Below are 9,919 nucleotides of genomic sequence, written 5' to 3'. Positions count from 1 at the left end.
GCGGCCCCGCTGCCACCACCCCTCCCGCGCCCCCCGGGGGGCGGGGGCCCCCCCCCCCCCGCGGGGCGGGGGGTCAAACCCCCCCCCCCTCCCCCCCCCGCCCTTCTCCTTGCGTCAGGCCGCCTCGAACGCCCGCCGGATCAGCGGCGCCGCCTTCTCCAGGTCCGCCGCTGAAACGAGACGCACCTCCAGCTCCCCGGTCCCGAGATGCCCGATACCGCGCATGTCCCGGGTGAAGCCCTCCTCCAGCACGACCGAGTCCGGGTCGAGTCTGAGATAGACCAAGATCGCCCCATGCTTCGGACGGAAGATCACCGACGCCACGTTCACCAGCCGCCGGTAGGCGATGTAGTGCCGCAGCACCGCCACCTCGACCTCGCCCCACGCCGTGAGCGCCTCGTCCAGCTCCCCATACAGGTCCCGCAGGCACTCGGGAACGAGGCTGGCACCCACCGGTGAGGGAGCCACTTGGTGCCGTCGACGCGCTGCCGCCCGCCGCGTCCCGCTCCCGATTCCGGCGGGACGAAGCGGCGCTCGGTGAGCCGGGCGAGGAGTCGACGAGCAACAGGCCCAGCAGGTCACCCTCGAAGACCCGGTAGCGCACCAGGTCGATCCGCTCGGGCAGCCACTGCACGGCCACCCGGTCGTGGTGCGAGAAGCCGGCCGCGATGCAGACCATCCGCGGACGCCGCCAGTCGATCGACTCAGCAGCCTCCGCGCCCAGCACCTTCCGGACCAGGGCCTCGAACTCGTGCCGCGCCGAGCGCAGCCAGGACAGATACGAGACGGCCTGCGACAGTACCCCGCTGTCGGAGCCCTTCTTGTACTCAATCACCACCGGGCTGCCGTTCTCGTCCAGCCCCAGCGTGTCGATCCGCCCCCGGTGCCAGGGACCGGTCGCGTACTCCGATGCCACGAACCGGATGCCGAGCATCTGCTCCAGACCAGCCTCGACCCGCCGCTGCAGCTCCACCTCCAGCGCCACCGTCGAACCGGAGAGCTCGACATCCCGCCCGTCCGCGTCCCGCCGGAACAACATCAGCTCGGCCATCAGCGTCCCCCTCCCGCGATCTCTATAGAGGGCAATCAAGGGGACGTTGCGGGTATTCCGCGTCGGGTAGCAGGAAGGGCAGGCAGCTCGACCATGGGATTGGCCGAGTGCAGGACTCCGACATCACCTCGGGGCGAGAGCCGAGCCCGCGGAGGAGGCGGTGACATGAATCTCGACTGGCGAGAACTTTGATGGTCTTGTCGGTGTTTGTCCGTATGGTTGACCCTCTCCAGTGTTACTGGGGGGTTGCTTTCCAATACAGGGGTAGGTGCCGCGTAATATTCTCGGGGCGCCTGTGGCGTCCTAATCGATCCAGTCATCCGAGGTGGACGCCGGATTCTTGATCTTGCCAGAGGTTGTGTGATCTCCTGGTGCTCGTTCTTCTCGTCCGATGGAGGTTGGCGCAGTGCGCAGGCAGCACTATGGGGTGCCTCTGGAGCGGAGCGACTGTCTGGAGCTCAGGCGTCACAGGAACAGTTGCAAGCCCGAGAACTTCGGCAAGTGGCTCGGTGGCTTCGGTGCTGGCAAGCGTCTGGCCGTCGACCTCTTCTCTGGAGCGGGTGGACTGAGTCTGGGACTGGAGCGAGCCGGGTGGACGGTCGCAGCCGCGGTCGACTTCGACGAGCGGGCGCTCCAGACGCACGCTGCGAATTTCCCCGGCATGAGTCTCCACATGGATCTGGGTAATCCTGACGAGCGGGATAGGCTCGTCGAGATGCTGGCGCCCGCCAAGATTGATCTGGTGGCCGGAGGCCCGCCATGCCAGCCGTTCAGTAGGGCTGGCCGGAGCAAGATCCGCAGCCTCGTGGAGCATCACGGTCGCGACCCCCATGATCGCCGCAAGGAGCTGTGGAGCGCCTACCTCGACGTCGTGAAGCGCCTCCGGCCGCGTGCGGTGCTCATGGAGAACGTGCCGGACATGGGTCTCGGCGACGACTTCTTCGTGGTACGCACCATCGAGGAGCAGCTGGAGGATCTCGGATACGCGACGCAGGTCCGTCTCGTCGATGCGTGGAAGTACGGCGTTCCGCAGCACAGGAAGCGACTGATCCTGCTCGCGAGGAATGACGTGGAGCGCTTCTCGTGGCGGCAAGAGCTGGAGCACGATCAGCGGACCACGCTGCGTGACGCCATCGGTGACCTGCCGGTGCTGCCTGTCGTGCCCACCGAGCGTGTCGGGCAGCGCGAACTACCGTATGAGGAACCGTCCGAGCTTTCCAAGTTCGCTAAGGACATGCGTAAGCGGGCGCGCAGGGACCGGGTGTGGGACCACATGACCCGCCGGGTTCGGAAGGACGACGCGGAGATCTTCTCCAGCATGGACTCCAAGACCCTGTACTCGCAGATCACCCCGGAACTGCAGCGCTACAAGGCCGACCACTTCACGGACAAGTACAAGAAGCTCGACTGGGCGGACCTCAGCAGGTCGATCACCGCCCACATCGCCAAGGACGGCTACTGGTACATCCACCCGGACCAAGACCAGCCGCGCACCCTCACCGTGCGGGAGGCCGCGCGAGTGCAGACGTTCCCGGACAGGTTCCGCTTCGCCGGCACGCGCAGTGACGCCTTCCGCCAGATCGGTAACGCTGTGCCGCCCCTTCTTGGCGAGGCTGCCGCGGAGGCCCTGTTGCCCGTGGTTGACGAGCATCCCAGCGAGGGTGGACTCCAGCCGCACTGGCGCACGGTGCGAAGGGATCTGACCGCCTGGGCCGAGGCGCGGCGTGAGTCGGAAGACTGGTATCAGCTTCCGGGCAAGCAGATGTCCGGCTTGCAGGCCGCCGTCGTAGCCATACTGTCCGGGACCCGGATCCAGCCTGCGCAGCTGGCGGGAATGGTTGAGGCCGTGCGGGGACAGACGTCCCTGAGCAAGGCCGCGCACGAGACGCTTACTGCGGCGGCGCCCTCCGAGGCAGCGAAGGCCCGGGTCGCCCGGCTCACCGCGGTGATCGATCAGTCGAGCGTCTGGGCCGACGAGGAGGAGGTCCGCGAGCAGCTGAAGCTGAAGCCGGCTGAGGCGACGGTGTATCGGCTGCTGGTCGGTGAGGACCTCCTGTGGGTCGGGCAGGGGGCGCTGCGCGTCGCCGCCCGTCTGCACGGCAGTGATTCGGATCGCACGAACAGGCTCAGCGACGGTCGAGTGGACTTGGTGAAACTCGTCGGAGCTGGCGAGGACGCGCCTCTGCGTATGGCAGCGCTCCGGCTCATCGGAAGCAGCTTCTGCCGGGCCAAGGAGCCACTCTGCGAGGTGTGCCCCCTGAGCAAGTACTGCGTTGCCAGGGAGAGGGTCTCTGGCGACCTGTTCACGGATGCGTTGACCGGTACCCATGGACGGGAGACGGTGCCGACTGAGGCGCGCGAGCCTCGTCGCACTGCCGGGCGACGCTGAGCGCAGCGCGCTCGACGTCGGCCCGGATCTCGCATTCCCAGAGACGGACGACGGTCCAGCCGACGGCCTCGGCTGCTGCGGTGTTCCGACGGTCGCGCTCCTTGTTGGTCTCGATCTTCGCTCCCCACAGGGAGGCGTTCGGGCCGCGGGGCATCTTCGGGCCGTGCACAGACATCCGTGCCAGATGCCCCCGTCGACGAACACCGCCACGTTGTACCTGGGGCGGATGAAGTCCGCCGTGCAACGGGCAGCCACCTTGCGCTGTAGACGGAACCGGAGGCCGAGCCGGTGTACGGCACGCCGGAGAACCACCTCCGGTTTCGTGTCGCGGGCGCGCCGACCGCGCAGATGGCTGCTCAGCTCCGTGCCGACCCACTCCAGGCCCGTGGTGTCCTCACGTGCTGCCATATACCTCAGCCCGCAGCCCGTCGTCGGCCTACGGGTACGGGGGTGCCACACTCGCCCCATGCTTCGTGAACCTGCGGAACTCCGTGTCGACGATTATGGCCGGGACGAGCTCCCCATCGGCCTGCTCGGGGAGGCGGGCATCTCACCCGGGGCGGACCTTCTGGCCGTCAGCGACGGAGACGGGCGGATCGTCCTCCGCTGCGCTGAGGATGCCATAAGAGACCTGCTCGAGCGCGGCGAGCTGTGAAGGCCGGGAGAAGTTGGACCTACGGACCGGGGACGAACCCGAGCGAAAGCGCCTCGCTGCGCGCGTGCAGTGCCTGTACCGCCTGCGGCTCGGGAACCTCCTGTTCGAGCTCGAGTCGCCGACCGACGTACTGCGTGAGCTGCCGCTGCGAGGGATCCAGGTTGTGCGTCTCCTTCGCCCATCGCTCGATTGCGTACCACTCGTCCGCCGGGATCGACGTCACCTCGTCGCTCGCCCCGCGATCGCCTTCCGCTCCGCCCGCGAGGGCCTTGTCGTCCAGCGGGTGATCACGGAGCTCGGCCCTGAGATCGTGGGGCACGGACCAGGGCACGCGGGAGACGGCGTCCCAGCAGGCGGGCTTCTTGGCCCACTCACCCACGTGGTTGCCCTCACGTGGCTTGGTGACGACCCGTATGACCCGGGGGCACAGATCGTCGATCGCGGCTTCGAGGGCCGAAGAGACCCTCTGTTCACGCCAGATCCTGTCGAGATCTATGCGCTGCTTCGTGGCGAGCGCCAGACGGGCCATGGTGTAGGTCGTGATCATGCTCTTGTAGCTGCCCGCCTCGTGGTTCGCCGCGATGCGGTCGACTGCCTTGAAGAGGACCGCCATCGCGATCACGCGCTGGCAGTAGCGGATGTCGACGCGAGGGGGCGCCTCGCCGATCCGGTCCATGAACGCGACGAAGTTCTTCTGCGCGCCGCGGCTGACGCTGAACGGGAGGAGACTCCAGGAGTTGACGTACTTCGCGAGGTCCGCTTTCGTGAACTTCCGACTGGTGGGGTTGAGCTTCTTGAAGGTGCGCTGCTTCGCCGGTGTCCGGGCCTTGGCCACCTCGTCGGTGTACTGGCCGCGCGCCCTCTCGTAGAACCAGTGGGTCTCCTGGCCACTGCCGTCCGTCGCCGGCGCCCACAGAGATCGGGTGATCCGCTGAATGGCAACGTGGTACGCGTGGTTCGAGCTGAAGTCGACGAGCGTCACGCGGTTCTGGGTGTTGGAGTACTCGGAGATCATCGGGACGATCTCCGAGAGCCGCTCGGGAGAGACCTCCGTCAGCTTCATCTGGACGGCCACGTGGGACAGGTCGGCCTTGTCCCGGCTCGAGGCGTAGTGCAACGAGGCCGTGGTCTGACCGCCGTTCACCACTTGGAGTCCGTGCACCCGGGAGATGCCCGTGGGCGTGCCGTCCGGGCCGTGCACGAAGTCAACCTGGGACGCGGTCGCCGTGATGCCGTTGTTGTAGGCCAGGAACCTGCCTGGTGAGTGCAGCAGGGTCTCCCTGATTCCCCGGTTGACCGATCCGCGGGCCTGCAGGAAGGACCGGACGTTCAACTCGAGAAGTCTGGTCCCGTACTCCCCGTACAGTTCGGCCAGTCTCTGGCCGGGGATCACGGCCATGGTCACCGAGTGGTCCGGCTCGCTGCTGGGTGCCGAGACGCAGGGCAGCGGAGGATCGAACGAGACCACGATGGGCTCGCTAATGCTGCCGGATGTCTCGTGGCGGTGCAGCCGCGCCAGATCCCACACCTCGTGGGTCACGGGAAGGCCGTCGAACTCGGTGGGCGGGAAGGAGGTGCTCGTGCCGACGCGGTTGCTGAGCAGGAAGAGCCGGACCCTCCGTACCTCAGTGAGCGCCTTCTCGACTGCCGCGCACATGTCGTACACGTCGAAGGACTCGTCGATGTGCTGACGCAGCCCGTCCCGACACCGGCGGACGAACGTCAGCAGGCGCCTGAACGCGGTCTCCGCCTGCCCCTTCGTGAGTTTGGACTCCAGCGGGTCCAGGTCGAAGTCGGTCACGAAGAGGTCGAGGGACTCCCCGGAGTCCCCGATGCCGTACCCGTGCACGAGGTGACCATGGGCCGAGTGGTAGGCGGTGAACGTGTTGGATACGATGCCGGCCCGTTCCAGGTCCTCGAATACGCGCCGCGTGAACGTCTCCGGGGTGGTGGTCCCCTCGGCGTCGGCGGTGGCTTGGACGTCCGTGACGACGTCGTGGGCGTACTGGGACAGGTCGAGCTCAGGCATGGGGTCCCCCGATCAGTGTGGTCACCTCGTCGGTCGTGGCGCGGTGGTGGTCAAGTCCCGAGGTGTTCACGTGGTACGAGCACTCACCGATCCCCTCGGGAAGATCCGCCTCGACGAGTCTCGGGAAATCCTTCCCCACGCGCCAGAAGCGCAGGTCGCGAACGGTGTAGCGAGGCTCCTCATAGACGTCTCGCTGGCCGGGGAGGTAGCCAGCTTGCATGAGGCGACCGTCGAAGGCGGCTCGGACAACAGGACTCGTGAGCTGCTCGCGTATGCGGTCCACCAAGCGGTTCAGATTCTCTCCTGACCCACCCCGCCGTTCGTCGAGCATTACCAACGCCAACAGGAGCGCAGGCGTTCCGGCGTCGTCCAGCTGGCGCTCGCTGGCGATCCGGATACTGCGGGGCCGTTTGGCGGTGCTGGCCTTCGCCTCGACGGCGACTCCGGGCAGCTGGAAGTCCTGGTTGGCTCCGCTCGGTCCCGCCCACGCGTCGACGGCCTCGGCCGGCCCGACGACGGGCAGGATGTGGTCGCGCAGCACCAAGAGCTCGCCGACGAGTCCACGACGGGCCTCAGGGCCGAGACCGTCTCTGCCGACGGTGCGGAGGAGGTCCTGCCACCGCTCGAACCTCTCCACCGCCGCTGTCAGGGCTGCTGCGGCCCCAGGGGCCTCTCGGACCGTGTCAGCCACGTCCGTGACGAGCGGGTTGAACACCTCGCGCAGTTCGTCGGCGGTGAGAACCACTTGGAGCTCGTACTCGAGACGCGACACGGCGCTCACGTTCATCTGCAGCCCGGCGGCGCGAGGCAGCTGGCGCACGGAGCGCACGATGTGGTCGGCGGAGCGAGCGTCGGCCCTGAGCACGAGCATGCGCTGCTGTGCCGGGTGGGAGACGGAGAGGAAGACGTCCAACGGGGCGTCTGGGTGCAGGCGGATACGGGACCTGCCCGGTGCCCCCTGGGGTGCCTCCAGGTCACGCCACTCGGACTCGGTGACGGTCACTCGTCGTCCTCCCCGTCGTCGAGGGCGTCAAGGCCCTCCTTCTGCCAGATGGTATTGACCACGTACTCGGTGTCGGACTGGTGCTCGGAGCGCGGGAAGCTCACCTTGAAGCCGACCAGGGGCGGCCGAGTCGGACCGTCCTCGGTCGTCGGCCGCTCGACCAAGTAGACAAGCAGCAGCGCCTGGTCGGGTCGGCGCTGCCAGCGGACGTGGTCCCCCGAAGGCGACTGGGGTACCTTCTCCCGCTTCTTGATGGCGGCGGCCTTCTGCGTCGCTTCCAGGGCTGCGTCCACTTGGTCACGATCGAGGTCGAAGCGGTACTCGTCGGGAGGGCTGAGCAGTCGGCGGATCGTGTACCGCCCGTCGCTGTCGACGTCGTTGAGCGCCGTGCGCTCCACGGGCCCCAGGCTGTAACCGGAGATGTCCTGCAGGTCCTTGGCTGCCTTCTTGCCGACCAGGACAACCGTCCACTGCGGGAGCTCACCTACGGCCATGCACTGTTCGATGTACTTCGCGATGAAACGGGGGCGAACCCTCTGGGCCATGCGGTCGGTCTCGTAACGCGTGAGGAAGTCCACGATGGCGTCGGAGGGCACCTGCTTCCACGTCACGTTGGCCCCCTCCGTCGTCTGGTCGCCGGTGGCTAGGCCGTCGAGTCTCCGGACGAAGTCCTCGAGTACCTTGAGGTTGTGTTCCGGGACCCCGTCGGAGACGTTGAAGATCACCGTCTCCGGCCCCTCCCCGGAGTAGCTGAGCATGACCTTCGTACCCTGGCGCATCTTGTTGGCAGCCGTGACGGCGAGGCCCAGAGAGGAGGCGCGAACCTTCAGGCCGAAGTACCTCGGACTGAGGTTCAACGCCGCCATCTCCTCGACTTCACGACGCAGTTCGTCGGTTGCAGCAGTCACCTCGATGTACTTCGCCTGCAAATCGGGAGTGGTGTACAGGCGGCAGAGGTCCTCGTGCCCCGGCCGGTATCCGAACCAGCGTCCCATCTGGAGCAGGGTGTCGTACGTGCTGGACGTGCGCAGGTAGTAGCTGACCGTCAGCCCCTCCAGGGTGAGGCCCCGGGAGAGCTTCTGGCCCCCGATCGCGATGACCGAGAGACCGGTCCTGCGGTGCTCGTAGTAGTCGAGTGCGTCCCGGGAGGCGCCGTTGACCGTCTTGACCACGATCTTCCGCAGCGCGGGCATGAGCTGGCTCGACACGTCCTCCCAGGTGACGCGTCGGGCCTCGTTCGCGGGGAAGTGGTCCGTGGTGGAGACGAAGTCCCGCTCCCACAGGGCCCGGAACTCGCCCATGCGCTGCGGTGCCTGTCCGTACCGGTCGCGGAGCGAGTCCACGAGGAGCCGCAGGTAGTCGTCCACTTGGTCGCAGACGATCCCTTGGACCGCCGTGAAGCGGGTGACGTGCACCAGCATGGAGTTGTGCACCTTCGTCTGTCCGCGCACCCGTCGTGCAGCGCTGGCGAGGATAAACGAGGCGATCGCCTCCCGTAGGGACCGCGGAAGGTCGTCGGAGGGGACGAAGGAGGACTTGTGCTTGCTCGGGATCCAGCTCTCGGCGTCGTTCACGGGGCGTACGAGCGGAAGCGGGGGCACGTCCTCCTCGTCATCGCTGTCGACCTGGAGACCGAAGACGCGCTCCGGGCCGAGGTAGTTGGTCGGTGAGGGCAGGGTGCGGATGAAGCTGTCGGGAAAGAGGTCGGCGCCGAGATCGGTGTGGTTGACGTCGGGATCGATGTATATGTTGGCGAACGGGGTGGCGGTGTACCCGACGTACGCCGACTTCTCGAAGCTCTTCATGAGCTCACGGATCGCGCCGTTGGTCTTTGTCGGATCCGCGTCGGGATCGCGCTTGGTGTTGATGGATGCGTTGTCCGCTTCGTCGTCGATGACGAACAGCGGGATGTCGCGTACGACCTTGTTCCCGCTCTCGTCCTCCGTGCCCTGGACCTCGGTCACCCACGTCCGCAGGTACTCGAGGATCTTCCAGTGCTTCTTGACGACGAGAACGACCGGGAAACGGCCGAGCGGGAAGTTGACGGCGTTGGCCGCCTGTCGGCCGAAGTCGCCCTTCTCCGAGCTGTTGGTGGGGGACGCGATGTCGAGCTTCTTGGCGCCCGGCATCCTGCCGGCACCCATGAGACGGGACTTCCCGTTCTGGTTGGACCGTTGCTGGTGCTGGGTGTCGAAACCCAGGAGCCCCTCGTCGACACGTAGCTGGGTCTGGCTCCGGAGGTCATTGTGGATACCGGCGAGGATCACCACGAACTGGTACCCCGCGTCCACGGCCTTCGCGGCGAGCCCGATGTACTGGCCGGTCTTCCCCGACTGGACCTGCCCGATCACCAGGCCCGTCCGGCGCCATGAGCCGACACGGCGCGGGTCCTCGAGCTGCCCCAAGACCTCGTCCGTGCTCTGGTCCAGTCGGCGCACGACGAGCGGCGGGAGGTTCCGGACGTCCTCCAGGTAACGGCGGTAGCGCTCCCAGAAGTCCCAGGCCCGGTCGTTTTTGGCTTCGGGCAGCCAGGGTTCGTGCCCGCTGTCGCTCTCCAGCCCGGAGGAGCCCTCCTGGAATACCGCCGTCAGGACCTCGACCTCCTTGGCCAGCTGGTCACGGTCAAGCACCTCGCCTTGGCCGGCAAGCATCCCGAAGATGACGGTGACCGCGTTCTGCACCTCGTCCGGCGTCGGCTGACGGTCCTGCGACAGTAGTGCGAGAACCAGGCGACGGGCCTTGGCAAGGGATTCGAGAGAGTCCTCGGGGGTGGAACTCACAGCAGACCTCCG

5 protein-coding genes and 2 pseudogenes are annotated in these 9,919 nt (G+C 67.1%); 2 read left to right on the top strand and 5 right to left on the bottom strand.

The genetic code is table 11. From position 1 onward, the window contains the following. Window positions 1-114: 114 nt before the first annotated feature. Window positions 115-1,051, bottom strand: a pseudogene (locus ABZX96_RS28040) (DUF5655 domain-containing protein). A 406-nt stretch (window positions 1,052-1,457) separates the two neighbouring features. Between ABZX96_RS28040 and dcm the strand changes: the two are divergent. After that, window positions 1,458-3,440: a DNA (cytosine-5-)-methyltransferase gene (dcm, locus tag ABZX96_RS28035; RefSeq protein WP_355549737.1), complete on the top strand. Its 1,983-nt coding sequence runs from the start codon at window positions 1,458-1,460 to the stop codon at window positions 3,438-3,440. 225 nt (window positions 3,441-3,665) lie between these two features. Here dcm and ABZX96_RS28030 read toward each other — a convergent pair. Then, window positions 3,666-3,848: pseudogene (locus ABZX96_RS28030) on the bottom strand (very short patch repair endonuclease); the annotation flags it as partial. Between the two features lie 58 nt (window positions 3,849-3,906). Here ABZX96_RS28030 and ABZX96_RS28025 point away from each other — a divergent pair. Continuing rightward, the gene (locus tag ABZX96_RS28025; protein ID WP_355549735.1) at window positions 3,907-4,095 is read left to right on the top strand and encodes a hypothetical protein; all 189 of its coding nucleotides are present in this window, start codon (window positions 3,907-3,909) and stop codon (window positions 4,093-4,095) included. A 19-nt stretch (window positions 4,096-4,114) separates the two neighbouring features. Here ABZX96_RS28025 and ABZX96_RS28020 read toward each other — a convergent pair whose 3' ends face one another. Genes ABZX96_RS28020 through ABZX96_RS28010 form a run of 3 tightly spaced genes read right to left on the bottom strand, consistent with a single transcriptional unit; the run spans window position 4,115 to window position 9,907 of the window. Then, window positions 4,115-6,124, bottom strand: coding sequence for an AIPR family protein (locus tag ABZX96_RS28020; protein ID WP_355549733.1), 2,010 nt, complete (start codon window positions 6,122-6,124; stop codon window positions 4,115-4,117). Continuing rightward, a complete protein-coding gene (locus ABZX96_RS28015) occupies window positions 6,117-7,127 on the bottom strand; it encodes a PD-(D/E)XK motif protein (RefSeq protein WP_355549731.1) in 1,011 nt (336 codons plus the stop codon). The genes ABZX96_RS28020 and ABZX96_RS28015 overlap by 8 nt, the downstream gene beginning before the upstream one ends. After that, window positions 7,124-9,907: a Z1 domain-containing protein gene (locus tag ABZX96_RS28010; protein WP_355549729.1), complete on the bottom strand. Its 2,784-nt coding sequence runs from the start codon at window positions 9,905-9,907 to the stop codon at window positions 7,124-7,126. The genes ABZX96_RS28015 and ABZX96_RS28010 overlap by 4 nt, the downstream gene beginning before the upstream one ends. Between the last annotated feature and the right edge of the window lie 12 nt (window positions 9,908-9,919).

Source organism: Streptomyces sp. NPDC003077, assembly GCF_040611095.1.
GTDB lineage: Bacteria > Actinomycetota > Actinomycetes > Streptomycetales > Streptomycetaceae > Streptomyces.
The sequence above is the reverse complement of the archived record's forward strand: the minus strand, read 5'-3'. Positions and strand labels throughout refer to the sequence as shown.

Excerpts from the sequence above, each read along its gene's own strand:
- ABZX96_RS28020 (WP_355549733.1), bottom strand. The coding sequence starts at position 6,124 with ATGCCTGAGCTCGACCTGTCCCAGTACGCCCACGACGTCGTCACGGAC.
- ABZX96_RS28025 (WP_355549735.1), top strand. The coding sequence starts at position 3,907 with ATGCTTCGTGAACCTGCGGAACTCCGTGTCGACGATTATGGCCGGGAC.